The organism is Kluyvera sp. 1366 (genome assembly GCF_054823405.1).
Genome location: NZ_JBTRDW010000015.1, coordinates 17,015 through 42,143, shown reverse-complemented (window position 1 = coordinate 42,143; position 25,129 = coordinate 17,015). Strand labels below are relative to the sequence as shown.

Below are 25,129 nucleotides of genomic sequence, written 5' to 3'. Positions count from 1 at the left end.
ATCATAGTGCGCGAATGAGTGAAAGCAGGTTAATTTGGGCACTTGGTGAAGATAAAAACTGTTCAAGCTTTTAGCCGAATCATCTCGAGTAAGGACTCAGCTCATATGAAGGTTATTGAAAGTGGCATTCGTAACGTAAAACAAGGTGAAAATGTGAAAGTAATCACGCCGGTAAACATCTATGAGTGTGAACTGGGCGATGATGTTTTTGTAGGACCATTTGTAGAGATACAAAAGGGATGCGTTATAGGCGACAGAACCCGAGTACAGTCTCATACTTTTATCTGTGAGAACGTTACCTTGGGTAAGGACTGTTTTATCGGCCATGGCGTAACCTTTGTTAACGACCTGTTCAAGAATGGCGGTCCTGATGCTGCTTCAGAAAGCTGGATACATATCGTATTAGGTAACGCAGTAACCGTGGGGAGCGGAGCAACTATCTTAACAACGGACATTTGCAGTGGTGCGGTGATTGGTGCAGGTAGCGTGGTTACAAAGCCTGTGTTAATTAAAGGGGTGTATGCTGGCAATCCAGCCAGACTGTTGAGAGAACTCTAAGCATTATCTCTGAAAATTTTAGCCCAAATTTATCGCCATCGCAGGTCGTTAAGGTAGGCTTTTCGCCAAAGCGGCCCTTAAAGCCGCTTAATAGGTGAAGGGCTGAAGAATTTACCTGTCAGTGATTATGATCTCTCAGAAAAACTGTCAGCACATCTTTCGGCGGAATACCTTCGCACTCAGAAATTAACCAGCCTACAGCCCCACGATGGTAAGTTCCGTGAAAAAGCATGTGATTTAGCATATCTGTAGCAGTCATTTCTCCCTCACCACCATCGACAAAGCTGAACTTAATAGTTTCTCTTAAATCAGCAGGAGACATTGAGCTTACGCGACGGATATACCAGTTTGTAACGTCGTCCATTTTGATCTCAAGCTCATCTACTGAGGGTGTTTCAGGGGTGTTCAGGGCAGTGTAACCATGCTGCTGACCCGAAATATTTGCTCTAAAAATCATGTCTACCACATGTATATGGTTCATCAGTCTTAACATCAGATGACGCTTTTCTGCATAAGCAGATTCACTGATACCTTTAACTGCTTTTAGCGTTTCAGCATCAATCCAGCGCTTAAATTTCAAGAGTGTAACCAGTGTGTTCTTGTCCATGAATTTCTTCCTGATTTGCCAGTTCCGATAGCATATCAATAAGTAGTTTATGAAGCAGGGGTTCTAATTCAAAAAGTATAAGCATAAACAAGGTCCGCTCTTCGCTCTTAGCTGCCAGTCAATCTGGCAGGATTTTGACTGCTTTTTTTGTTGGAGATGACCAAGTGAAATGCAAAAACGCGGTCAAGCAAGACGCAAATGGGTAGTCAAGTGAATGTAAATACCCAGCGGACATAGGCTTGATGTCAGAATGACACCTTATAACTCGCGATTGTGAACTCTGTAAAAAGCAAGAATAAAACTTCGCTGGCGCAGATTCTGATTCGGGGAAACCCTCTCTTACCGGAGTTTTACCGAATGGCGCAGCGGGGCAACCGGCGCGGCCTGACCCGGCGCTGACCGCCTGACCACGATATCTGGTATGGTTCTCAGCTGAGAGAGGCACTACATATAGTATTACGCGCCGCAGCGGGGCGATTCGGTCTTATGGGCGTTTTACCGAAACGCCGCCAGCTGGCGTGGGTGCCATGTAATACATCTGTATTGCATAACTTCGGTGCTATAGGCGTTTTACCAAACAGTAGAAAAAAGTAGACATGCGAAAAACACAATCACAACTTTTTTAAAAAGCTTTAGCAATTCGTGCTATTTGTGTATGATGAGCATAAGTAATGCAATGCGAGAGAAATGCTTACTGAGGGCGAAAAAAAACCCGGTTTGGAAGACCAGGTTTATTTTCAGTTCCGGGTACGGTTGGAAGCCGTGCTCAGGAACAGGGTGCTGCATGTATCGACTAGTGATGCAATTTTAGCACTATTGACGGCCCCGTCAATATACGTCAACCCCATTGTTGGCTTATAATGTTCGGGCTTGTCGGTTTGAGTGCAGCACTAACGGGTGAAGGTAACGAATTCTCCCGACCGGAAACGGGTGGAGCCGTCCGGTCTGCCCCCACTTATAGGGTGCTGCATGTATCGACTAGTGATTGATACGCGCCGTGAGGGAAGTCCAAGGGCATAAGCGGCGTGTGGCGCTCTCCTGAATACGGAGATGCCGAAGTGATAACTTTAGGAACTGTCCTCCTGGTGATGCAGATAATGCTAACCGGAGTAAAGCTTATCGTTGCGATTCAGCAACTGACCGGACGCCGCTAATGGCTGAAGGAACTTGAACAAAGGCGGGGGTTTTCCACCCCGCCTTTTTTCGTTCCTGCAAAGCAGTTCGGCAGATTGGGCGTTTTACCGAGTCCATGTGAGTAGCAAAAGAAAATCGCCTCGTACTGGTCCCGAAGCAAATTACAATCGCCAGTGTCCGCGTTTGGCACTTAGCTGACGAACCTGAATTGCCGTCGGGACAGACGCCCGTCCGCTGCTAAACTCAGTATACTGGCACGATAAGCTGGCTCACCAGACGACTCCTTTTCCCCAGCGGGGTCCGCCGCAGGGGACGTTTTTTCCTTACAGCCTGCCCTTATTAAACTCCAGCGAACTGATGGCCAGCTGCAGGTATGCCTGACTGTTTTCATCGCCGGTTGTGCGCGCCAGCGCCAGCCGGTCGCGCAGGCATTCCATGAGGGTATCGTGATTTATCTCATGACCCGCCTGCCAGATGCGGATGGCCACATTACCAACCGCATCCCGCGCGTCAGCATAGCGGATAACGTACTCCTGCATTTCCTGCGCCCGCCTGCGGTTTTCCCTTATGAATGCTTTCATATCATCAGAACTCATAGCTACCTCCGGAGTAAAGTATGCCTGTCTGAGAGTGCCATGCGGAGGTCCGTAGTTCAGAAGCATGACGGGGAAGGATGCCGGTACGGGGACAGTCTATTTAACCCCTGGTGAAATACGGAGCCTATAACCCGTACCGGCGAGCCTTAATTTAGCACAGCTGCACACCGTCACCATCTGGCCGGGCCCTGCATCCGTCATGCCCCATAGTGCCTGCCGGGTGATCCAGAATCCGGGGAGTGAAAAACGACGCCCAGCTGGTCGGCCAGCGTCTGCTTCACCGGCAGGTGCCCCGCCAGAAAATCCCAGACGATATCGCTGTCCAGCCCGCTGCGGTCACACCGCTGCGAAACGGAGACGTAGTGCTCAGCCAGAAGATAAGCGAGAAAGCGTGCGGGAGAGGTGTGACCATCCATAGGTTGCCCCGGACAATTAAGGGAGGGTTTTCCAGATTCAGGCGATTCGCCTGCCCTGCACAACGGGTCCGGAAAGAAGTACCTGCCGTCAACTGTCAGCCCGCAACGCTCGCCGCAGTCACGGCTGAGGCGTACCGCAGCAGCGCGAGGAACGAACAGCTGTGCGAGGAAGCGTCATTTCACCGGAACCGGCAGAGACTGCTTACGCACCCGACCCGAAATCAGATAAAGCAGTTTAAGAAGCCCGGCCGCGGAAGGCCGGGCTGCTGGAGTACAGCCAGAGAACGCATCCGTACGCATCTCTTGCCCGGCCTCATCATAGGTCAGGTTCAAAAAAATTTTCGCATGCCTCTCAGCCACATAAAACCGTTTACGGCACGTAACTGCCTGTCTCCTCTTGCCATCTAAATCCCGCCCCTTAATACTGTATGCATAGACAGTATTATTATGAGGAGGATTTTATGCGCGACTTACCTACAGCACTCACCCGTCACCCTGTGTACATCCCGGGGGCAGCAACATGAAACCCGCGGCGTACGCTTCCGGCCTAATGCTGCTCTGGCCACCCATATTCACGCCGCGTGTGCGCGTGCCAATGTTTGCTGACCCCTGCGCGGCCGGCTTTCCTTCACCGGCGCAGGATTACGTCGAAAAAGAGCTCGACCTCAACGAACTCTGCATTCGCCGGCGCGCGTCGACGTTCTTCGTGCGCGCCAGCGGCAACAGCATGCAGGATCTCGGCCTGTTTGACGGCGACGTCATGGTGGTTGATCGGGCAGAAGAAGCCGCGCACCACGACATCGTCATCGCGGAAGTAGACGGCGAGTTCACGGTCAAGCGCCTGCAGCTGCAGCCGTGCCTTGCGCTGCTGCCCATGAATCCGGCCTACCCCGTTATCTATCCGGAAGAGCTGCAGCTGCTTGGCGTGGTCACATGGTTTTTTAACAGTACGCGCGCGCGCCGGAGGTAACCATGCCTATGTTTGGATTAGCCGACGCGAACAAGTTTTATGCCCGATGCGAGACCTTGTTCCGCCCTGACCTGCGCGGCAAACCCGTGGTGGTGTTAAGCAATAACGATGGCTGTGTTATCGCGAGATCCGTCGAAGCCATCGCTCTGAATATAAAAATGGGTATGCCCTGGTTTCAGCTTAAAGCACAGGAATACCCTGAAAAAGTTCACGTATTTTCAAGCAATTACGCTTTGTACCACTCGATATCACAGCGCCTTATGACAGCACTGGAAGAAATGACGCCCCGGGTAGAACAGTACTCCATTGATGAAATGTTCCTCGATTTAAGCGGCATCGATGGCTGCGAGGACTTTGAGCACTTTGGCCGGCGCCTGCGCGCGCACGTACTGTCCACCATTGGCCTGACCGTCGGCGTGGGCATGGGCCCGTCAAAAACCCTCGCGAAATCAGCACAATGGGCAAGCAAGGAATGGAAGCAGTTCCGCGGCGTGCTGGCGCTGACGCCCGGTAATCCCAGGCGCACTGAAACGCTGCTGGCCAATCAGCCCGTAGAGGAAATCTGGGGTGTGGGACGTCGCATCGGCAAGCGCCTTACCCTGATGGGTATTGAAAACGCCCTGCAGCTGGCGCGAGCGCACCCTGCCCTGATCCGCAAAAATTTCGGCGTTGTGCTTGAGCGAACCGTGCGCGAACTCAACGGCGAATCCTGCATACCGCTTGAGGAGATGCCGCCGGCAAAGCAGCAGATCGTCTCCAGCCGCTCTTTTGGCGAACGCATTACTACAAAGGTGGCCATGCAGGAGGCGCTCTGCCAGTACGCCACGCGCGCTGCCGAGAAGCTAAGGAAAGAGCGCCAGTTCTGCCGGCACGTTGGCGTATTTATCCGCACCTCGCCGCACGCGAAAGATGAGGTGTTCTACGGCAACAGCGCCGGCGAGAAGCTCCCGCGTCCGACGCAGGATACGCGTGACGTCATTGAGGTGGCCATGCGATCGCTGGACCGCATCTGGGTGGAAGGTCGCCGTTATATGACGGCAGGCATCATGCTTGATGACTTCACGCCGCATGGCGTCAGCCAGCTGAACCTGTTCGATGAAGATCAGCCGAGAAAAAACAGTGCGCAGCTGATGAAGGTGCTGGACGGTATTAACCAGTCCGGGCTGGGAAACCTGTGGTTTGCGCGTCAGGGAGTGAACAACGAGTGGAAAATGAAACGGGAGCTGCTATCACCTGCATGGACGACAAACTGGAAAGATATCCCTGTGGCATTTGTCAGATAAGGTCTGTCGAACAAATCCGGATAAGAAGCCGATCGTTATCAGCGCTGCACGTGATGAGCAGCGCATCAGCAGTCAGGATTAGTTTGGCAGGAGTTGCTAACCGCTTAACTGAGCCGTTACATACCCACAACTGCCGCCCATAACAAGTTAATAAGATAATAAGATAATAAGATAATAAGATAATAAGATAATAATATCTTATTAATCATAAACCTATGCCATTAAAATTATCTTGTTAAGATAACAAGATATGATTATGATAAGATCATATCTTGTTATTAATCGAGGTTGTTATGATTATCGTACTAGGAAGTCAGAAGGGTGGCGTGGGTAAAAGTACTCTTGCAGTATCGATTGCGTCATGCCTTAAGTCGCAGGGTAAGTCGGTCATAATCGTAGATGCAGATGACCAAAAATCTGTATTGACCTGGTATAACAACCGTTCTGAATCTCTTCCACACATTCCAGTTACCGGTGCCACAGGTAATATAAAGGCTATGCTTAAAGAACATGCAAAGTCTTATGACTATGTCATCGCTGATTGTGCAGGTCGTGATAGTGCAGAAATGCGAAGTGGGTTGATGTCAGCGGATGTTTTTATTTCGCCGCTTAGACCATCACAAATGGATTTAGATGTCGTCCCACACACTTGCGAAGTATTTACCGCAGCTAAAGACTTTAATGAGAATGTTAGAGGTTTTTTAGTCCTCAACATGGCCCCTACGAATATGTTTGTTAATGAGGCGCATCAAGCAGCTGAAGTACTGGCTGATTATCCCCAGATGCAGTTAGCCACATCCCGCATATGCGATCGGAAAGCCCATAGAGATGCCTGGGCAGAGTCATTAACTATCTATGAAACACAGAATGAAAAAGCTCAGGAAGAGATCTCAGCCTTGGTTAAGGAGTTGGTATTGTGAGGAACAGAGCAAACACTCCACCTAAAGACGAGAGCGCATTCATTAACGGTGGCACTGCAGGACTCGGTGTGATCACTGAGAAGAAAAATTCATCGAAAAGTAAAGCTAAGCCCGTGAGCATCTCGTTTGCAGATTCCAATCTTCAATCAATAGATAACTGCATTCGTGATGAGATGAACAACTCCGGACTGCGTGTAAACCGTTCGGATGTTGTGCGAGCTGCAGTTATGGCTTTCGAAAAATTGAGTGAGAACGAGCGGTCAAAGCTGATTAACTCAGCAAAGTTACAATAAGTGCAACTTGTTATCTTGTCATCTTGTTATCTTGTTATCTTGTTATCTTGTTATCTTGTTATCTTAATTAGATACCAGGATAACAAGATGATAACCTATTAATTATATAACAATTCTTATTTTTTAAGCATTGCCACAGCATCAGTTCCTGACATCTGAAACTGCACCCTGTTTCTGGCCGTCACGTCCAGCGCAAACACCCGCGTGTAAATCTCCGTCGACTTGGCGCTCTTGTGCCCGAGCAGGCTCTGCAGCGCTTTGAGTGGCGTGCCGGCGTAGAGCATGTGCATGGCGTAGCTGTGCCGAAAGGTGTGCAGGGTGACCGGTATTGAGAAACTAACTCCCTCTGACGCCGCTGCTTCGACGGCCTCATTCAGCCAGGTGCGCGCAGTGCGGTCAGTGACCTCCCACAGGCGTACCCGCTCCATCCGGCCCGTCTTTTCACTGCGGCGCTCCAGCGGAATGCGCAGGGTGGCAATCATCATCTCCAGCTGCGTCACGTACTGCGCGTCGGACAGCGGAACCAGGCGGTGGGGCACAACGCTCACCGCCCGACGTCCGGCGCGGTGCTCGGCCTTTTCCTCACGCTGCTTCAGCGTGGCCAACTGCACGAACGGGTACTGCTGGCGCAGCAGAAAGTCCCCTCTCGTCAGCGCCAGCGCCTCGCTGATGCGCGCACCGGTATTCCACAGCGTGGTGAACAGCATCTTGCGGCGCAGGTCGGGCATGAAGTGGAGCAGGGCGCTGACCTCCGGCGCCAGCAGGTACTTTGGCAGGTCGTCAACCAGTGATGCCATCTGGCGCAGTGCAAGAGCTGCAGGGTAATCAATAGCTACCGGTAGTGACGTGGAAAGCCTACCGTCCCCATACGAGACAAGTCCAGTCATTGTTTCGTGCTCTCCATAATGGTTACTCGCTAGAGCAACTTAAAAAAGCGTGATTGTGTATAAGGCCGCCAGAAATAAAGATTCGTGACGGAAAATTTATGGGGCTTCTGGCTGATGCTCACGGGCGAACTCACGAAACAGTTTGGCATTCACAAGGCGCCCGACTTCTGCTTTGCGATGCTTACGCCATAAACGCCAGAGTGCAGCTCCTGCAGTTTTCTGATCGTGCAGGCGAGCACCGGCAGGCATACTGCACAGCCGACGAAGATGCTCCGCCTGAATTTTGGCCTTCATTCCCAAACGGACAGCCTGATACTGCCTTATAGAAAAACTTTCTGTTGGCTCCATCAGGTCATCCCACTCAAACGAAAGATGAATCAGCCGTTGAGATTCTTCCTGCATTACAGTCAGCTCGCGTAGCCGGTAAACAAGCCGGGGAGGCAGCGATCGCCAGTCGCCGGTAACGCCAGAATAATCAAACTTAGGGAAGACAGTCCCGGAGGTAAGTCGACCATCTTCGTCATCGAAAGTACCCGTATCACATGCAACGGGGATGCATTCTTCTGCAAATCGTTCCAGCAGAAAGACCAGCTCCGTTGAAATAAAATACTGTTCCTGTGTCAACTTTCTTGTGACGCCTGCTTTTCCCTGTGTAGGGTATAACGGTGCGTCAGCATTACAGCCGCAATAGCGGCACAAGCAGTGATCAGACCGGTGGCCACGTTCCCCCAGATCCCTGGACCCTGGTTAGTTACCTGTACCGTGATTGGATGTGACGCGACGGCGATAGCCCCGTTTGCCAGATCGTCAGCTTGCATAGATTCTCCTTTATGAATTGTATTCGTGCCGATTTTCTATCAGTCAACACCGATCCATCATTATTCTGAAATTCGCTTCGTTTTTGGTAAGCGGCACTGCTTCCAGGCAGGGGATTCTAGAACGTAAAGGGTCAGCAGTGTAAGACCAACCAGCATCACCCTCGGTCCAGTAGGCAAGTATGAATCCTTGGAAGTCCATCACTTCAAGGTACAGCGGGTACTCATCTTCCCTGAACTCTTCCAGCCAAAGATGATTTTGACCCGGGTGAGAAAGGGCAATATAGACATCAAGCAGGTTAGGTCTGGCCATAGCGCCTCAGTCTGTTCAGATATGAAATAACAAAAAAGTAGCTGCCATCATCATTCTGATAACAAAAGAAATAATCACCAATCTTATAATAACCCATAAATCTATAAGCAAGGATACAGTAACTCATAGCAATTAACGCATCACCCTGCGCGCTGGATCCTATTTCTTCCAGATTCACCACTTTCCCGGAAGCGTGGCACGCCCGGGCCGGCGGGTCAAGCGCCGCTTCCCTCCCTGTCTTTCTCTGACAAATCCCGTATGTAGTGCCTGTAGCAGCAACAGAACACTACATGTGGTTTTTGGCGCGGAAAACCGCCCCTGACTAGGTAAAGATCCGGTTCTGGTATTTTTCGGATCTCTTGAGAGGGTAACACGGATTATTGACGTATAAGCACAAAAAACAATGGATTATTGTTAATGGGGAATTATTGATTCAGGTGCAATAATATGTGGATTAAGTGCATTTAATGAGCACAATCCCGGTATTCCGGGATTGCGCGGTCGCCTCTCATAGTGACACTGGAACATGATGGTTAACTCTGCGGAACAATGCTTACCCGCAGGTGATTGCTTGCGGTCATTACAGGTGTTTCACTTTCCCTGAATTTAAGCACGGGAAAAGCAGAATACAGGACACAATCATTATTGTTTCATCAGCAACAATTATTCCTGTGTCGTCTGACAGCGGATATATCTGACCAGTAACCGGAGGGGAAGCAGAGCTAGCAGGCACATTCCCGCCCCGGCAAAGGGAGTGTATGCGAGCTTATTATGGTGCACGAATACACTGCCGATATTTTCCCCGCAGAAAATCCCCAGATTAAAAGCAGATATATTCAGGGCAGAAGCAAATCCGACGGCTCGCGGAGTGTAGCGTTCTGCCACTGACAACATGCCCTGCTGCACCGCAGGAGATATCCCAAATGCCAGAACTCCCCACAGGAAAAGTAACCCAATGACCGCTGGTTTCCACTGAAGAAAAACAGCCAGAGCTATTAATGACACGGCCAGCAACACAATCTGTGTACCCAGCGTTACGGACCAGCCACGGGTCGATGAAAAATGACCGCCAGCCAGGTTACCGGTCAGTGTGGCCACCCCGAAAACCATCAACAGAAAACTTGCAACTTCAGAAGAAAATCCGCTGAGTGTCGTCAGAATGGGGATCACAAACGTAAAGGCTGCAAAACTGGCCCCGAAGGCAAGTACAGTAATGCTCATCATGGTCAGGATTGCCGGATGTGACAGAGCCTGCAACTGTTCCCTTACGTTACCGGATTCGCTCTTTCTGATGCCTGGCAGCCAGAACATGGTTGACAGTAATGCAAGAAGAGCCAGTAAACTCACCATGATTAATGGCACCCGCCAGCCCATTATCTGACCAATAAAGCTGCCGAGCGGTACCCCAATAACCATGGCCAGAGTCAGTCCGGCAAACATAACGGCTATGGCCTTACCTTCTTTCCCCGCAGGGGCTATCCGGGCGGCGACCGTCGCACCGATGGCGAAAAAACTGCCATGCGCTACGGCGGTTATCAGTCGCCCGGTAAGAAAAAGAGGGTAACTGTCCGCCAGTGCCGAAAGCAGGCTTCCTGCCAGAAACATAATGATCAGGACTGTCAGCACAGGTTTTGGCGGGTAGCCAGAGATCACCATCACCAGTAACGGTGTACCGACGGCCAGGGCCAGCGCATACAAACCCACAAGGTTGCCGGCACGGGGTAGATCAATGGTCAGTGCTGTCGCGATTTCAGGCAGAATCCCTACAACGATAAATTCGGCCATACCAATAGCAAACGCTGTCACGGACAATGCCAGCAAACCGGGATGAATACGCTGCATAACGTTACACTCTGCCTGCAGCTGACGTTGCCGCTGCTCCTGACAGAGCGAGCTGCTGGTCTGAATCTACCGTAGCCCCGGCCACGCCAACCGCGCCAAGGATAGCGCCGCGATCATCCCGCAGAACAACCCCCCCCCCAAAACTGATTAAGCCTCCGTTAGTCGACTCCAGTGAATAAACTTTCCCGCCCGGACGGGCTTCCTGCCCAAGGGAGGCTGAATCAGAACCAAACAAGGCTGCGGTGCGAGCTTTTTTTATGGAAACATCAATTGCGCCAGCTACAGCACCGTCCATTCGCAGGAAGCTTCTCAGCAGGCCGGCGTCGTCCACAATACTGATACATACCGACAGGTGCTTTTCCTGAGCCAGTGAGGTAATTGTACGAATGGCATCACGTGAAATTTTCTCGAACATATAAAAACACTCCGGTTAATGAAAGAGTATTTTTTATAGCCGACCGGGATTATATTGCCCAAGCAATGCCAGCTATCAGCTGTTAAAGTTTGATAATGTCAAACATCTCCCGCATTACCCTGACAGCCAGCCGTCTGAGATAGTCAGGATGCAGGCGATGAGAAGGGCCTGCCATTCCCAGCGCGGCGACCACATAACCATGCTGTCGCAGAGGGAGCGCGAGGCAGTTAAGTCCTTCCTCCGCCTCCTCTAAATCAAGAGCATACCCAGATTTAGCAATACAGAGCAGCTCACTATTGAGTTTGTCATTGATAAACCCTTCCTTTCTGAGGGTTCTCGTCAGGTCATCATCAAAAGCAAGAAAGACACGTCCGATTGCTGAAGTGGTCAGTCCCTCCCGTATCCCCCTGGGACTGGCGACACGCAGCGAACCTCCGCCTTCAATCGCGTCAATATAGAGATACTCACGTGTACCACATGGCACAGCCAGCCAGCAGGTTTCGCTACTGAGAACAGCGAGCCTGCGGAGTGCGGGAGTAAAGAGTTCCCGGAGTTGCTGGTCCGTATCCGTGAGCGGCCGGGCAACATCCCGTAACCGCAGCCCTGCAATATAATACTGCCCACGACGTGAAACGTATCCAAGCGAAGTAAGCGTGGCGAGCAACCCGTGTAACGTGGTTTTATTCAGTGAAAAATGTTCTGACAGTTCGGCCAGACGGAATCCTTCGTTGCGGGTGACCAGTGTTTCAAGAAGCAACATGGCCCTCTCTACGGACTGTATGTATTTACGCTGATTCACGGCCTGAAATCCTGAGCAGAATAATGATGAAAAGAGAGTAACAGGTCCGGAGCCATTCGGGCATATGCCGGCTGAGAGACGACCGGTGCTCGTCTCTCAGCCGGCATACCGGGGCTATGCAGCAACCGACATTACGGCGGAAACGATCCTCTTCCCTGCATATTCTGGTCTCCGTCGGCAAGGCAACCAAAGGCGCACCACCTAAGCTTAAAATCCGTCCCCTACAAACTTCCGATTTTACCTTTTTCCGGATCATGACAGACAGACGAACAGACAAAAACTCATAATGAAAACTAAATATAATCACTTAATTGATTACGAACTCAATATGAGTCATATTGAAATCACATTAAAAAACAGTAACCATATCGAGATTAATATCATGCAAAAACTGCAGGCGCGAAACATTCCTGACGATTTATACGAGCGGGTGGCCGCCGCCGCCGCGCGCAATGAGCGATCGCTGGAGGGTGAGCTTCGCCACACCCTGGCAGCCGCTTACCCCCCCGCGGGCAGTGAAGTGCTGTCGCTGCGCCAGCAGTGGCAGCAGGATACCGCCCGCCGCCTGCGTCAGCTCAGCGCACAACTGCAGGCTGACGATTTCTGGCAGTTCCGCGGGGCCGGCACCGTGGTGCAGCTGGCCCGCCAGGTCGGTGAAAGCTCGCCGGCCCGCATTCTTGACTGGATGGACGGCCTGGAGCCGCTTTCCTTTGACGCCGCCGCCCGCATCGCGGATTTTACCGGCTGCTGCCGCGACTGGCTGATAGAAGGGAGGTCGGATCCGTTCCCGGCCGCCGACATCGGTAATCCCGCTGACTACGAGCAATTTTTCTGTCCGGAAGAACGCGGAGACTGGCGCTTTTACCTCATCCGGTTTGCGGACGGCCAGCTTTTCTCCATCCGCAACGACAGAAACACGGGTGCGTGGGGAGCGGGCTACATGGGTGGACGATTCTGCCTGCAGGACGGCATGGGCAGCGGCGGCATGGGTAACCTGAAGCGGTTTCTGCAGTTCCTCAAGGCCCGACGCATTCACCTCAAAGCGGACAGTTTTGACCGCGCTGAAAACAGCGACGACACCGGCCTGCACCACCCCTGCTACTATGCCCGCAACTCGGCGCTCGCGCAGACCGACTGGCTGCCGGAACTCCTGCAGGGCAACCTGCCCGACCGCTGGACGTCAGATGCTTCTGAGCTGACTTATATGCTTAGTGAAGTCCGCGACGCGCCGGACGGCGCCGCGGCCTGAGGACCTGAACATGAAAAAAACCACGCCGGTACCCCACGACGCCGCCTTCAAGGCCTTTCTGACGCACCCGGAAACGGCCCGTGACTTTATCGAGCTGCACCTGCCGGCAGATCTGCGCGCCGCCTGCGATCTCAGCACCCTGAAGCTGGAATCCGGCAGCTTTGTGGAGGAAAGCCTTCGCGCCTACTACAGCGACGTGCTGTACAGCCTGAAGACCGCCGCCGGTGAGGGCTATATTCACGTCCTCATCGAGCATCAGTCGACGCCCGACCGCCACATGGCATTCCGCCTGATGCGCTACGCCGTAGCCGCCATGCAGCGCCACCTCGACGCCGGACACAAAAAGCTGCCGCTGGTCATCCCGGTGCTGTTCTATACCGGAAAGCGCAGCCCGTACCCGTACTCCACCGACTGGCTGCAGGAGTTTGACGATCCGGCGCTGGCCGTGCGCCTCTACGGCAGTCCTTTCCCGCTGGTCGACGTTACGGTGATCCCGGACGAGGAGATCATGCACCACCGCAGCATGGCCGCGCTGACCCTGCTGCAGAAGCACATCCACCGGCGCGACCTGGCCGACCTGCTGGACCGTCTGGCCACCACCCTGCTGGCCGGTCACCTCACGGGACAGCAGCTGGTTTCGCTGATAAACTACCTCGTACAGGCGGGCGAAACCGACGACGCCGAAGCCTTCGTACGCAACCTGGCGCAGAGAGTGCCGCAGCATGAGGATGAACTGATGACGATTGCACAGCAGCTGGAGCAGAAAGGCCGGGAGCAGGGGCGTGCAGAAGGTGAGCGTGAAGCGACCCTTAAAATTGCGCGTGCCATGCTGGAGAAGGGGCTGGATAATCCGACAGTGATGAACCTGACCGGGCTGACTGAAAAAGACCTGGAACAGATCCTCCATTGACTGAAAACCGGATAAAGAAACCATGGCTAATGAGCTGACAGGATTACTTGACGGTGGCGCCGAGACGCTGACGTCCTGGCTGCCGGACGGATTACGCACGGTGCTCGATGACGGCGCTCATCTGATGACATCGTGGTTTGAAACAAACCAGCTGACGGAGCTGTCCGGCGTGATCGTGATAGCGGGGCTCTATATTACCGGACTCGCGATGATCGGCATTATGCTGGGCTCGTTTATCTCAGCGCCTCAGAAGTAAAAAGAGCCCCGGCTCAGGGTCTCTGCCCGTACCTGCCACGGACGTCATTCCCCCTTTGGTTCTTTCTGATAAACCGGATCGGTCCCGCGCGGGTACTGCAGGGCCTGATTACGGTAATACTGCAGCCGTTCCCTGAAGTATTCGCGCAGTTCCTCCGGCTGCTGCCTTTCAGCCTCAGACGGGATAACGGGCAGATTCAGGCGCTCTCTGTACGCCACGCCTGAGGCGGCCAGATCCACGTTGACCTTCGCACGTTCTTCCGGGCTTCGTGCAGCTAAATTCTGTGTCATGTTGAATCCTCCTGACGTCAGTATACCCCGCTATCCTTACTGCAGGAGGTGACTATGTGCGGACGATTTGCGCAGTACAGCAGCCGGTATGAGTATTTTGACGCGCTCGGCCTGAAACCGGATGAAATTACGTATGACCCTGAAGCCATCGGGCGGTATAACGTCGCGCCCGGCACGAAGGTACTGCTGCTGAACGATCGCGGGGATGAGCTGCATCTTGACCCGGTTTTCTGGGGCTATGGCCCGGAGTGCTGGGACAGGCAGCCGCTGATTAACGCACGCGGCGAAACGGCTGCAAGCGGCCGTATGTTTAAGCCGCTGTGGCACCACGGACGCGCAGTCGTGCCCGCAAATGGCTGGTTTGAATGGCAAAAAAAGGGAAACAGCAAACAGCCGTTTTTCATCCATCACAAGGACAATCAGCCACTCTTTTTTGCCGCTATCGGTAAACAGCCTTACGGTCAGGATCACGGCAAAGAAGGGTTTGTCATTGTGACGTCATCGACCAATCAGGGTATGGTCGACATTCACGACAGACGCCCTCTGGTGATTTACCCTGACGCCGTTCGCGAGTGGCTGAGTCAGGATACGACGCCCGAAAGGGCGGAAGAAATCGCGCATGATGCAGCCTTACCGGAAAAAACTTTTACATGGCATCCGGTCAGCAAAAAGGTGGGCAACATTCACAATCAGGGCTGGGAGCTGGTAGAGCCTGTCACGGACGATAATGGCTGAACTCCTGGCGCCACCGGAGGCATCAGCTGTGACAGTGGTTTCAGTCTGACTCCTCATCCATCTCTTTGTCCGGCTCCCCGCGCATCTGCTCGATAGCGAACAGCAGCGAGGAGGGACATTCTTCTCTTTTCTCGATCACGGCACCCAGCAACCGCATCAGCTCGATGGCCAGTCGCTCACGGTTAATTTCTCCGCCCTCGCTGGCGAGCTTCAGACAGCACATGCCGGCCGCAAAGCAGGCATCGTGATAAATTTCCTCGTCGGTTTCATCTTCATCAGTGCTCATCATGACTCCTGCTGACGCCGTATACGATAATGAATGCATGCTTTCAGTGAAACAGGCGTATCAGGACGAACAGCCCGCCGCCTGAGAAGTCTTAATCTCAGGTTACCATCGCCGCGAGCGGAATGAGTACAAATTTCGGACAGATAGTGATGATCGCAGGTCAGTAATGGGGTCCGCTTGGAAAACGGAAAATAAACCACGCTAAGACTACTTTTTAACCAAAGCACTCTTGGTTGTTGTCCGAATGGCGGGGCTACGGCGTTTCTGTGTCCGAAACCGAACGATTACGTACATCCCTTACGGTCAGGGGCTAGCGCTCACTGGAAAGAAATCACCCCTTATGCTCGAAACGCTTAACGTAGGATAATTTCCGAATTCCAAGCGGACCCCTACTACAGCGACGTGCTTTACAGCCTGAAAACCGCCGCCGGCGACGGCTATATTCACGTGTTCATCGAGCACCAGTCGACGCCCGACCGCCACATGGCGTTCCGCCTGATGCGTTACGCCGTGGCCGCCATGCAGCGCCACCTCGACGCCGGGCATAAAAGCTGCCGCTGGTCATCCCCGTCCTGTTCTACACCGGACGGCGCAGCCCGTACCCGTACTCCACCGACTGGCTGCAGGAGTTTGACGATCCGGCGCTGGCCGGTCGCCTCTACGGCGCACCGTTCCCGCTGGTCGACGTCACGGTTATCCCGGACGAGGAGATCATGAACCACCGCAGCATGGCGGCGCTAACTCTGCTGCAAAAGCACATTCACCGGCGCGACCTTGCCGACCTGCTGGACCGGCTGGCCGCCACCCTGATGGCCGGTCACCTGACGGGACAGCAGCTGGTTTCGCTGATAAACTACCTCGTACAGGCGGGCGAAACCGACGATGCCGAAGCCTTCGTACGCAACCTGGCGCAGAGAGTGCCGCAGCATGAGGACGAACTGATGACGATTGCACAGCAGCTTGAGCAGAAGGGACTGGAGAAAGGGCGCATGGAAGGGCGTCAGGAAGGTAAAATGGAGGTTGCCCGCAACCTGCTGGCAAAAGGCATTCCGCTGGAGTCGGTAAGGGAACTGACCGGGCTGTCGGACGACGATCTCGCAAAAATTCGCCACTGATTTGTCCAGGGATAACGAAACCATGTCCAATGAACTGACGAAATTAATTGACGGCGGCGCCCATGCACTGGCGTCCTGGTTGCCGGCAGGGTTACGCACGCTGCTGGATGACGGCGCTCATCTGATGACCTCATGGATGGACAAAAATCAGGTGACAGAGCTGACCGGCGTGATCGTGATTGCGGGGCTGTTTATTGCCGGGCTCTCGATGATCGGCATTATGCTGGGATCGCCGGCCTCATCGCATCAGAAGTAAGCCGGGCCCCTGCCTGGGGGCTTATGTCCATACCTGCCCCGGACGTTATCGCCTTTCATTCTGCCTTAGGTTCCTTTTGATAAACCGGATCGGTCCCCCGGGGGAACTGCAGGGCCAGATTCCGGTAATACTGCAGCCGTTCCCTGAAGTATTCGCGCAATTCCTCTGGCTGCTGCCTTTCAGCTTCGGCCGGGATAACGGGAAGGTTAAGGCGCTCTTTGTACGCCACGCCTGATGCGGCCAGATCCACGTTGACCTTTGCGCGTTCTTCCGTGCTTCGTGCGGCTAAATTGTGTTTCATGTTAAATTGAATCGCCACAGGTTTAACAGACACCTCAGAGTCATTTAAGATGGCTTAAAGAGAGGTGCCCATGAGCGGTAAACGTTATCCCGAAGAGTTCAAAATTGAAGCGGTTAAACAGGTCGTTGATCGTGGTCATTCCATCGCAAGCGTCGCCACCCGGCTTGATATCACCACACACAGTCTCTATGCCTGGGTAAAAAAGTACGGTCCTGATTCTTCCAGTAATAATGAACAGACAGATGCTCAGGCCGAGATCCGCCGTCTTCAGAAAGAGCTGAAGCGGGTTACCGACGAATGGGACATATTAAAAAAAGCCGCTGTAGATTCAATTGGTCAATGAAAGTTTGGATCCAGTTCTGCCGGAACCGGTGTAATCAAGGAAAGACAGATAGATGACAGACCAAACTGGAAAAAAATGAAGTACTGCTGTTTGGGGATTTACTGCATATCCATTAACGCTCGCCGCAGGTCATGACCGAGCCCGCTCGCGAATGACCGAGGAAGCGACACGTCACCCGCATCTGCATTTTCTGCTTACGCCCGGTTCTTACCCGCAGGAAGGGGTTATGCATACTGTCCACAGGACTAAGTTTTAAAGGACTTTTCAGTATTTTATGATTTTTAGGCTTTTTAGCGCGCTGCCAGGCCATGGTGTACGTGGTTTGGACCGGATCCGTAATGGGATCCTCCACAACTCCGCATGGGGGGCGGCGCAACTTTCTGTGGGATCTGAAGCACCTTCAGATGGGAAATGCATCAACAAGCTGTGGGAAAGACATCAAGTTATAAAACTGTTTATTCACATGTTAATAAGTGCGGGATCAGGAGTTGCAATTTTCTCGCCTGATGCGAATATGGGTAATTATTTTTTTACCCACAAAGGCTTTGGATGAGCACTATCTCGCTGAAAAGTTTTAAAAAAAAGGTAAGCATCAAGCAATCCAATGAGCTTACGGAAGCCGCCTATTACCTTCCTCTTCAGGCAAAACGCGTACTGTGGCTGTGCCTGATGCAGGCCTATTTCAGCGAGGCCTCCGAAGACCTTGAGTCTGATGTATTGCCCCTCTTCAGCGTAAGCGTCTCAGACTACGTAAAGTATTTTAACGTTGCTACCGCGGTGGCCAGCCGGGATGTGAAGGCCGGGGTGAAGGCGCTGGGTGAGTCCACCGTGACCTTTTATCCAAGGGACGGCGAGTTTGAGCAGGTTACGCGTCCGTGGCTTTCTGAGGCGGGAATGAAGCGTGGCAGGGGCTCATGGCAGATCGAGTTTAACTACAAGGTGATGCCTTTCCTGGTAGGCCTGTCCTCTCAGTTCACCACTTATTCCCTCTATGACTGTGGCCAGCTCAACAGCGTGAAGGTCATCCGCCTTTATGAGAGCCTGTGCCAGTTCCGCAGCACCGGCACGTGGGTAACGGATCATGAATGGCTCTGTGAGCGGTTTATGCTCCCGGACTCGCAGCGGTCGAATAAGGCGGAGATGAAGCGAACCTTCCTCGAGCCGGCTATCAAGAAAATCAACGAGAAAACGCCGTTACGGGTCAGCTACCGCACTCAGGATGACGGCCGGCTGCTGTTCAGCGTAATGGATAAGCCACTGGCCATCAGCTGACGGGCTGAGGCATCGCAAAAGTTGACCTTTTTCCCATACGGTTCCAAAGTTGATGCGTTTCCCACAGTAACTCTGCTCTGAACTTGATGTGTTTCCCATACGGGCCTGCCGCTCCTCCCTGATAACATGACCTTTTCCAACAGATTGCTGACTCCGGACAGGATTTCCCGCGGACGCACGCGTAAACTTTACCTGTTTCCCACACCGGCTGCCCCGTAAAAGCACCAATCCGCGTCTTCGCGCCTGCAGCGCGGCAAAGTTGATGTATTTCCCACAGTCAGTTACCCGCACAGCACGCCCGGAACTAACGTAATGCCTTTCCCACATGCTTACCGGGCGGGGTTTAAGGTCACGGTTGATCGCCGGCAACCTGATGTATTTCCCATAACACCCTCACTGAAACGTGACCTGTTTCCCATACTGGCTGTCAGAACATCCTGCCGGCAGCCGTGTGTTCCGCCGCGTCTTCTGTGAAGCTGCGCCGTGATGTCCAGCACTGCCGGCAGAGTTATTGTGGCATTATGCATGTGGCCGGTTGGGTAGCATCTTATCCCCGGTGGTACAGTTTAAGGAGCGGCAGCCCGAATTCACCGCGTACTACTCCGCGTTATCATCACGGTACGTAGCCGGCGGGGGCGTTTCTGGGCAGATGGAGTGTGTGCTGGCGGGCAAGCTTGAACTTTATGGTTTTACGAACTCAGAGACGCGAACACGGTGTGCGGTGGCGGGAAAAACCGAATATTCCTGCCACCACACATATTCAGAGCCCTGAATCCTTCCTCGCGCACACTTTCCGATGTCCTGATCCCGCCAGCGCACATGTTACATCCCTGAATAATGCCGCCATACTGCTCCGGGGTATTCCCGTCAGCACACACAATACTGTCGTGCCGGATTCATTCTCTCCATGGCTCAGATATCTGTATTACGGATCCGTATCACATCGTGATCACTCTTCTCTTAGCCCCTGAGCCGCTGGGGTTTTACCGCTAAGCGGTTTTGAACCCGTGGCTGCCGGGCTTCATGGCCCCGACAACTGTAAGAATAAACCGCAGACTCTGCCGTATGGAGATTTTCCCTGACGCGACTACTTCTTTGTTCATCAGGAAAGGCAGGGACTAAAAGATTCAGGCGGTTTCCTGTCCGGCTTCCTCGTTCGCAGCCTCACCGGTAAGCAACAGCCTGTCACACTCAGCAATAACGTACTCAGGGATCAGGTCGAAACGGGTGGGGTCGAGCTGACAGATGAACTCATTCTCGATATGGTAAGTCTCGTTCACAAATTTGCGGATAACGCGGTTATCGGCCTCCGGCTCGAGTAGCCTGAAGACCTGGAGCTTTTCATAGCCGTTCACGCAGCGCTGATAAAGCGCCAGTATATGCGCATGGCTGTTCAGCTGGCCCAGTATTCGGGCGTAGTCAAAACCCGGGATACGCCCGGCCACCTCGCTGCAGCCTCTGTTCAGCCGGACCGGCTCCATCGGAGGAAAACCGGCGCCCTCCGCCACGGATTCGCGCGTGTCGGTGGGGACCTCACGGTGATGAAAGAGATTCGAGAGCACCTGATAGGCATCGCCGCGATCGTCCATAATTTCATAATGCCGGCGCAGATAAATCAGTTTTATCAGATCATCACAGCCGGAGGCCGTCACGCGCGTGCAGATTTGGGTGAAGGTCATGATGTCGCTTTCGCGGATAGGCAGCTCAGTGATCGTACCGGCGCTGTACCGCAGATAGGAGGCGGTGACCTGGTTACTGAACAAACGCTTCACCGATCTCAGGGTATCGATAATGGGCTCGACGTCGTGCGTCAGCATCATGACCGTCAGGTTTTTAAGGCATTCGCCCGAGTTACGGCGGAACAGCATCTCCAGAATGGCAAATTTTTTGTTTTTATCAAACGAAGAAATGGGATCGTCGAGCACTATCAGACCGGGCTTACGGGCCAGGCATTCATACATGAACAGGACGATGGCAAAGGCATTACGCTCGCCGTAGCTCAGGTGCTGACTCCCCCCGCTGAGGTAATCGTCATAATCGACGTGACGGAGTTTCAGGCGGCACTGTTCACCGTCGCCGGATATATCGACCTGATAGCGATAGCCGGCATACGCCAGAAAGGTTTTATATCTTTTTTATGCTTTTCAATCAGGCGCTGCATGCCCGCACGCTGCCTGCTGATCTGCCCCTGCAGCTGACCGGACTGGGCGATCAGCCCGTCCAGAGAAGCGTTGAGACGTTCCGTCACTTCACGGGTTTTTGCCGACTGCAGATCGGGAAAATAGGTGACGTCCAGGTGGAAGGCCGCGAGTGAGGCGCGAATATTGCCGGCATCATTAAAGGTAAAACCGTTCAGCGTTTTCAGGGTCAGGAGCATCGAGAGCAGGTTTTCTGTCTGCTGTTTGACGGTGATCGGGTAGTCTTCATGCTTTTTTTCCAGGCCGCCCTGCAGTGTGGTGATTTCCTTCAGGCGCGTTCTGGCCGCTTCTGAAAAATAAGCGCCCAGCTTGTCGACTACCGCAATAATGCCGACAAGATTCCTGATTACCGTCTTGTCATATTCGGCGCTGACTTTGCTTATCTGTTCAGTTTTATCATGAGAATCACCGGTACAGAAGGGGCAGCATCCCGCAGACAGTGTGGAGAAATTTTCATACCCTTTTGTCTGCCACTCTATCCACTCAACATTACGGGCGCTCTGAATAAACGGCTGATAAGGCTCCAGGCCTGCAGGAATATGCTGCAGCTTATTCCCGCCCGCCAGTCCTTTCATCCCCGTAGACGACCTGGACAGGCCTTTGCTGGTCAGTTTGAACGCACCGCTGAGCTCCTGCAGGTGCGTGATGAACTGCTCGAGCTCATCATTTCCGCTGAACTCCTGCCGGATGGCTATTACCATCGCGTCGATCTCACGCTCGGTCTGGCTGTAAGCTTCCGTTTTAATGAAGATATCAAAGCTGTTGCTGACCAGTTCGTCAGGCTGGAACGTGAACTGAGAGACGTACTTTTCATCAAAGCACAGGACATCCTGAAGATGTTCCACACCTGACACGCCGGGTCGCAGATCTGAAGGGTTGGTCGCCCGGAGCTTAAAGGGAAGAAGGCTGCTGAGGCCTGCGATATCACCGGTAACACCGTGCAGAATAGCGCGGGAAATCGTACTTTTTCCGGTACCGTTAGGCGCAAACTTTATGTTTAGCTTATTTTCTGAAAGCGTAATGCGGGCACGATCAATGTTATTGCAGTGGCAGATTTCAACATCCATCGAAAATTCCTTCTAATGGCTGAGTTAAGTAAAAGCTGCGTCGTAATTATTGAAAAATTCTTGCTGTTTCACGCTCATATAATCACCGTTCTGTTTATGCGTAAACAGGGTATTTATTAATTTAACTGATGTTTAATCTGTTATGCGGGACGATGTGGGAAGCCCGGATTTCTGACGCTGCCGATGAATATAACGTGGTCGCGCCCATGACCGGGCTGGAGGCGTGCAAAGTGAGCGGGATCAGGTGTGAGGGACGGATGCAGGCGGGACCAGCAGGTATGCAAATACAGTCCCCGCTCTGCACCCTTCACCGGGGGAGTGATGAACTGTAGTAATATAATAAAGTCCCCGGCCCCCCGGGACAGGTTGAACGCGGGGGAAGCGGTCTAACAACCCGGCCGGAGCAGGGCAACGGTAAGGTTATCCGGGCTGCTGCTGTCTGCAGAAAGACATGTGCACCGTTCCTTCAGCCCGGCGGCAGAGCGGATGGTGTAGATATCTGCATCACTGAGCTGGCTCCAGAATCCGTCAGTACAGAGAAGAAGGGACTGCTCCTGCTTACAGGTTCTCTGGTGCCATTTCACCTCATGCATGAGCCCCCGACCGTTTCCTGCCCATGCGAAGAGGCGGTTTCTCAGAGGGTGAAACCGTATCGCGTCTGGCGGGCACTGCCCCAGAGATACGCAGCGCTCGGCGAGTGAATGATCGCGCGTTCTGTCACCGCTGTTCAGCCAGTAAATCCGCGTGTCGCCCAGTGAGGCATAGCGATATTCCCGGTCGTCTGCAATCACAAACGCCACGCTGGCTTTACCCGGAAAACAGTCCCTGACCTGCAGAATGTTGCTGATTTCCCTGCAGGCCAGGCTCACGTCCATCCCTGATGCTGCCAGCCGGTACAGTCGTTCAGAGAGCCAGTCGACGTAGTGCGGACAGGCGTCACAATGCGAAAAACCGTCAGCCATCATGAACATCCTACACAGGCCTGTCTCCACCGACAGAAACCGGTCCAGCTGTTCCGTCCGGCTCCCCTGATGTGTGAGATGCAACTCAGCCGTCAGCACGCTGCCATCCTGTCGCCAGGTCCCACGGTAGCGCGCGGTAAAACGCCTTAATCGCATCGTAAGCGCCATCAAAATCGGGCAGTGCACCTGCCACCTCGCTTTCCAGCAGCCCGTAATCCTGCAGAGATCGCTCACGGATATCCTGCCGGTCGAGCGTCTCCGGATTGACAAACCCCGCATCCAGCCGCCCGGCGGACTTTTCCAGCAGGCTGTTCAGGATGTGCAGGCGATCATGGTCATCAATGTCAACGGCGTCCAGTAGCAGGTTGAGGTCGTAAATGTCCTGCCGGCGCGAGCGGTTCCTGACGACCTGCTGCATGACGGAACGGAGTTTTTCGGCCACCAGATCGGTAAAGCTGTAGGCCAGCAGATCGTTATCATCGGTGAGCGTAATGTGGTCCACCGAAAGGCTGTATTCATTCAGGCTGTAGTCAATCTGAACGGTATGCGGGGACTGACCGGCGCGCAGGCGGCGCATTTCGCCCTCGTTTCCGATTCGGGCATAGCCAATTTTAAGGAGAAAGGCCGGAAAGGTGGCGTTTTCCGCATCGCGCGGCTAAATGTTCAGGCTCTGCACCGCGCAGCTGATCTGGTAGGGAAGTTCTGCCGACGCAATCTGCAGCGCTTCGGTAAGCTCACCCCGCAGAGTATCCTTATCGATGTCAGCCAGGCGCATACTGGTAGAAAAATCAATGTCCTCCGTGAACCGTGAACTTTTGTATCGCAGCCCCAGCAGGATCCCGCCCTTCATGATCATGCGCGGCTGAAGGTACTCGCTCTCCGCAATGGCCTGCAAAACAATGTGTACCGCCTGACGGAAGGCCACCCTGTCCGCGGGGGCCTCTGCGACCCATTCCTCAATACCGTATTCCATGGTCTTTCCACGATCAGTTATTAATGGAGATACACCATACTTCCGAGAACACATTTTTGTAAGGGTTCGAGGATACCAGCCTGCGGCTCCCGCCGCGCTGTACGGTGTCCTTCCACTTTTCAATGGTGCGGTGTGACAGGCCACAGACTTCTTCCAGCATGTAACCGGTACGTGCTTTGTCGATCCCCGAGCCTTCCTTATCGACGGTTTTGACTATCACCGGCAGATGTTCAGCGGCTCTTTCACGAAAAACATCCTCTACGTGAGAATAGCCGCCGCAGAGGTCCGGATTTCGGAGCATATCCAGGAAGGTTTCCCCCAGAGTGGTCACCCGGACCCCGCCGGATCCATGGAGCTCAGGCCGGGACTTATATTTAGTGGTGGCATGCTGAATCAGCGTTTTTCCGTCGATTTTTTCGTGAGGGACAAATCCCCGCGGCAGCAGAGGAAGCAAGGTTTTCAGGTCCGGGAATCGCGTTCGCAGATATTCCTCATGCAGTTTTCGGGCGGCAGAGAGCTTAGCCTGAGTAACGTGGAGCACGTGTGGGATCCTGTCGGTCAGGCCATGCCATTCCATCGCTGAAAGACAGGACAGGTGCGAGTAAGGCGTGAGGCTGCATACCTGCTGCTGAGCAGTCGGGGTATCCCGGTTGCTTATCTGCCAGACGTAGCCATCGATCGCGGGCAGCAATATTCCCTGGTGCAGCATGTCACTCAGGATATCGCTGAGGATACGACCATCGGGCTCGGCAGTCTGGATCTTTCCGATGGGGACGCCATCATACGATTTGTCCAGATAAAGCTGATACAGATGTTCGTTGAATTCATGAAGCGCGATAACCGGTTTAGGGTGACGGTTAAGCAACATCAGGCGAACAGCTTCACGAAGCGGAATGGTTTTTTTCATACTAAACCTTGCAGTGTATAAGTCCTTAGGACTTATACACTGCATAGTGGATAATGTCAACTTTTTCAGTTTCAAGACCTGAGTCTGAGCACCTGAAATACCGCGTTTTTTTATTTATCTTGACAACATGCAGCTATGTGCATCAAAATGTCCTTAGGACA

Annotated in this window: 25 protein-coding genes and 4 pseudogenes; 13 read left to right on the top strand and 16 right to left on the bottom strand. The window is 53.2% G+C overall.

What is annotated here, in order from left to right:
• Nucleotides 1-105: 105 nt before the first annotated feature.
• Nucleotides 106-558 (top strand): acyltransferase, encoded by a 453-nt coding sequence (locus ACVLVH_RS23210; RefSeq protein WP_271460965.1) that lies wholly within the window; start codon nucleotides 106-108, stop codon nucleotides 556-558.
• Between the two features lie 118 nt (nucleotides 559-676).
• Here ACVLVH_RS23210 and ACVLVH_RS23205 read toward each other — a convergent pair whose 3' ends face one another.
• The 3 genes from ACVLVH_RS23205 to ACVLVH_RS23195 all read right to left on the bottom strand — a co-directional run bounded on the left by ACVLVH_RS23205 (nucleotide 677) and on the right by ACVLVH_RS23195 (nucleotide 3,311).
• The gene (locus tag ACVLVH_RS23205) at nucleotides 677-1,165 is read right to left on the bottom strand and encodes a DinB family protein (RefSeq protein WP_271460964.1); all 489 of its coding nucleotides are present in this window, start codon (nucleotides 1,163-1,165) and stop codon (nucleotides 677-679) included.
• 1,457 nt (nucleotides 1,166-2,622) lie between these two features.
• The gene (locus ACVLVH_RS23200) at nucleotides 2,623-2,895 is read right to left on the bottom strand and encodes a hypothetical protein (RefSeq protein ID WP_498950239.1); all 273 of its coding nucleotides are present in this window, start codon (nucleotides 2,893-2,895) and stop codon (nucleotides 2,623-2,625) included.
• Between the two features lie 197 nt (nucleotides 2,896-3,092).
• Nucleotides 3,093-3,311, bottom strand: coding sequence for an XRE family transcriptional regulator (locus ACVLVH_RS23195; RefSeq protein WP_498950237.1), 219 nt, complete (start codon nucleotides 3,309-3,311; stop codon nucleotides 3,093-3,095).
• 520 nt (nucleotides 3,312-3,831) lie between these two features.
• Here ACVLVH_RS23195 and umuD point away from each other — a divergent pair.
• The 4 genes from umuD to ACVLVH_RS23175 all read left to right on the top strand — a co-directional run bounded on the left by umuD (nucleotide 3,832) and on the right by ACVLVH_RS23175 (nucleotide 6,777).
• Nucleotides 3,832-4,281, top strand: a complete 450-nt coding sequence (gene umuD / locus ACVLVH_RS23190) for a translesion error-prone DNA polymerase V autoproteolytic subunit (protein WP_498950236.1) — start codon at nucleotides 3,832-3,834, stop codon at nucleotides 4,279-4,281.
• Nucleotides 4,282-4,289: 8 nt separating this feature from the next.
• Nucleotides 4,290-5,564 (top strand): translesion error-prone DNA polymerase V subunit UmuC, encoded by a 1,275-nt coding sequence (umuC, locus tag ACVLVH_RS23185; protein ID WP_498950234.1) that lies wholly within the window; start codon nucleotides 4,290-4,292, stop codon nucleotides 5,562-5,564.
• A gap of 293 nt (nucleotides 5,565-5,857) precedes the next feature.
• Nucleotides 5,858-6,484, top strand: coding sequence for a division plane positioning ATPase MipZ (locus ACVLVH_RS23180; RefSeq protein ID WP_498950233.1), 627 nt, complete (start codon nucleotides 5,858-5,860; stop codon nucleotides 6,482-6,484).
• A complete protein-coding gene (locus ACVLVH_RS23175; RefSeq protein WP_498950232.1) occupies nucleotides 6,481-6,777 on the top strand; it encodes a hypothetical protein in 297 nt (98 codons plus the stop codon). Before ACVLVH_RS23180 ends, ACVLVH_RS23175 begins: the two co-directional genes overlap by 4 nt.
• 116 nt (nucleotides 6,778-6,893) lie before the next feature.
• On the opposite strand, the gene ACVLVH_RS23170 is transcribed toward ACVLVH_RS23175, so the two are convergent.
• The 6 genes from ACVLVH_RS23170 to ACVLVH_RS23145 all read right to left on the bottom strand — a co-directional run bounded on the left by ACVLVH_RS23170 (nucleotide 6,894) and on the right by ACVLVH_RS23145 (nucleotide 11,848).
• Nucleotides 6,894-7,664 carry a site-specific integrase gene (locus ACVLVH_RS23170; protein ID WP_498950230.1) on the bottom strand — a complete coding sequence of 257 codons (771 nt, stop codon included), beginning with the start codon at nucleotides 7,662-7,664 and terminating at the stop codon, nucleotides 6,894-6,896.
• A gap of 96 nt (nucleotides 7,665-7,760) precedes the next feature.
• Nucleotides 7,761-8,288: a hypothetical protein gene (locus tag ACVLVH_RS23165; protein ID WP_498950228.1), complete on the bottom strand. Its 528-nt coding sequence runs from the start codon at nucleotides 8,286-8,288 to the stop codon at nucleotides 7,761-7,763.
• Nucleotides 8,289-8,525: 237 nt separating this feature from the next.
• Complete coding sequence (locus tag ACVLVH_RS23160) at nucleotides 8,526-8,792, bottom strand: hypothetical protein (RefSeq protein ID WP_498950227.1); 267 nt, start codon at nucleotides 8,790-8,792, stop codon at nucleotides 8,526-8,528.
• 663 nt (nucleotides 8,793-9,455) lie between these two features.
• Complete coding sequence (locus ACVLVH_RS23155) at nucleotides 9,456-10,634, bottom strand: MFS transporter (protein WP_498950226.1); 1,179 nt, start codon at nucleotides 10,632-10,634, stop codon at nucleotides 9,456-9,458.
• 4 nt (nucleotides 10,635-10,638) lie between these two features.
• Complete coding sequence (locus ACVLVH_RS23150; protein ID WP_498950224.1) at nucleotides 10,639-11,049, bottom strand: GlcG/HbpS family heme-binding protein; 411 nt, start codon at nucleotides 11,047-11,049, stop codon at nucleotides 10,639-10,641.
• Nucleotides 11,050-11,131: 82 nt separating this feature from the next.
• Nucleotides 11,132-11,848: an IclR family transcriptional regulator gene (locus ACVLVH_RS23145; RefSeq protein ID WP_498950222.1), complete on the bottom strand. Its 717-nt coding sequence runs from the start codon at nucleotides 11,846-11,848 to the stop codon at nucleotides 11,132-11,134.
• A gap of 286 nt (nucleotides 11,849-12,134) precedes the next feature.
• Between ACVLVH_RS23145 and ACVLVH_RS23140 the strand changes: the two genes are divergently transcribed.
• Genes ACVLVH_RS23140 through ACVLVH_RS23130 form a run of 3 tightly spaced genes read left to right on the top strand, consistent with a single transcriptional unit; the run spans nucleotide 12,135 to nucleotide 14,263 of the window.
• Complete coding sequence (locus ACVLVH_RS23140; RefSeq protein ID WP_498950220.1) at nucleotides 12,135-13,097, top strand: FitA-like ribbon-helix-helix domain-containing protein; 963 nt, start codon at nucleotides 12,135-12,137, stop codon at nucleotides 13,095-13,097.
• Nucleotides 13,098-13,107: 10 nt separating this feature from the next.
• Nucleotides 13,108-14,007, top strand: a complete 900-nt coding sequence (locus tag ACVLVH_RS23135; RefSeq protein ID WP_498950219.1) for an Rpn family recombination-promoting nuclease/putative transposase — start codon at nucleotides 13,108-13,110, stop codon at nucleotides 14,005-14,007.
• Nucleotides 14,008-14,029: 22 nt separating this feature from the next.
• On the top strand, nucleotides 14,030-14,263 hold the full coding sequence (locus ACVLVH_RS23130; RefSeq protein ID WP_498950218.1) for a hypothetical protein: 234 nt from the start codon (nucleotides 14,030-14,032) through the stop codon (nucleotides 14,261-14,263).
• Between the two features lie 44 nt (nucleotides 14,264-14,307).
• Here ACVLVH_RS23130 and ACVLVH_RS23125 read toward each other — a convergent pair whose 3' ends face one another.
• Complete coding sequence (locus ACVLVH_RS23125; RefSeq protein WP_498950216.1) at nucleotides 14,308-14,553, bottom strand: DNA polymerase III subunit theta; 246 nt, start codon at nucleotides 14,551-14,553, stop codon at nucleotides 14,308-14,310.
• A 54-nt stretch (nucleotides 14,554-14,607) separates the two neighbouring features.
• Here ACVLVH_RS23125 and ACVLVH_RS23120 point away from each other — a divergent pair, with 54 nt between their 5' ends.
• Nucleotides 14,608-15,288, top strand: a complete 681-nt coding sequence (locus tag ACVLVH_RS23120; protein WP_498950214.1) for an SOS response-associated peptidase family protein — start codon at nucleotides 14,608-14,610, stop codon at nucleotides 15,286-15,288.
• Nucleotides 15,289-15,328: 40 nt separating this feature from the next.
• Here the strand turns inward: ACVLVH_RS23120 and ACVLVH_RS23115 are convergent, their stop codons facing one another.
• Complete coding sequence (locus tag ACVLVH_RS23115; RefSeq protein WP_498950213.1) at nucleotides 15,329-15,574, bottom strand: hypothetical protein; 246 nt, start codon at nucleotides 15,572-15,574, stop codon at nucleotides 15,329-15,331.
• A 390-nt stretch (nucleotides 15,575-15,964) separates the two neighbouring features.
• On the opposite strand from ACVLVH_RS23115, the pseudogene ACVLVH_RS23110 reads away from it, so the two are divergent.
• Nucleotides 15,965-16,689: pseudogene (locus ACVLVH_RS23110) on the top strand (Rpn family recombination-promoting nuclease/putative transposase); the annotation flags it as partial.
• A gap of 22 nt (nucleotides 16,690-16,711) precedes the next feature.
• On the top strand, nucleotides 16,712-16,945 hold the full coding sequence (locus ACVLVH_RS23105; protein WP_498950211.1) for a hypothetical protein: 234 nt from the start codon (nucleotides 16,712-16,714) through the stop codon (nucleotides 16,943-16,945).
• Nucleotides 16,946-17,000: 55 nt separating this feature from the next.
• On the opposite strand, the gene ACVLVH_RS23100 is transcribed toward ACVLVH_RS23105, so the two are convergent.
• Entirely contained in the window at nucleotides 17,001-17,246 is a 246-nt protein-coding gene (locus ACVLVH_RS23100) for a DNA polymerase III subunit theta (protein WP_498950277.1), read from the bottom strand.
• A gap of 70 nt (nucleotides 17,247-17,316) precedes the next feature.
• Here ACVLVH_RS23100 and ACVLVH_RS23095 point away from each other — a divergent pair.
• Together ACVLVH_RS23095 and ACVLVH_RS23090 are read left to right on the top strand one after the other, a co-directional pair.
• Nucleotides 17,317-17,565, top strand: a pseudogene (locus ACVLVH_RS23095) (transposase); the annotation flags it as partial.
• Between the two features lie 573 nt (nucleotides 17,566-18,138).
• A complete protein-coding gene (locus ACVLVH_RS23090; RefSeq protein ID WP_285088965.1) occupies nucleotides 18,139-18,861 on the top strand; it encodes a replication initiation protein in 723 nt (240 codons plus the stop codon).
• Between the two features lie 1,127 nt (nucleotides 18,862-19,988).
• Here ACVLVH_RS23090 and ACVLVH_RS23085 read toward each other — a convergent pair.
• The 4 genes and pseudogenes from ACVLVH_RS23085 to ACVLVH_RS23070 all read right to left on the bottom strand — a co-directional run bounded on the left by ACVLVH_RS23085 (nucleotide 19,989) and on the right by ACVLVH_RS23070 (nucleotide 24,968).
• Nucleotides 19,989-22,126 (bottom strand): annotated as a pseudogene (locus ACVLVH_RS23085) (AAA family ATPase).
• A 386-nt stretch (nucleotides 22,127-22,512) separates the two neighbouring features.
• Complete coding sequence (locus ACVLVH_RS23080; RefSeq protein ID WP_498950209.1) at nucleotides 22,513-23,187, bottom strand: PP2C family protein-serine/threonine phosphatase; 675 nt, start codon at nucleotides 23,185-23,187, stop codon at nucleotides 22,513-22,515.
• Nucleotides 23,174-24,061: pseudogene (locus tag ACVLVH_RS23075) on the bottom strand (nucleotidyl transferase AbiEii/AbiGii toxin family protein). The gene ACVLVH_RS23080 and the pseudogene ACVLVH_RS23075 overlap by 14 nt, the downstream one beginning before the upstream one ends.
• 13 nt (nucleotides 24,062-24,074) lie before the next feature.
• The gene (locus ACVLVH_RS23070) at nucleotides 24,075-24,968 is read right to left on the bottom strand and encodes a type IV toxin-antitoxin system AbiEi family antitoxin domain-containing protein (RefSeq protein ID WP_498950207.1); all 894 of its coding nucleotides are present in this window, start codon (nucleotides 24,966-24,968) and stop codon (nucleotides 24,075-24,077) included.
• Nucleotides 24,969-25,129: the final 161 nt, after the last annotated feature.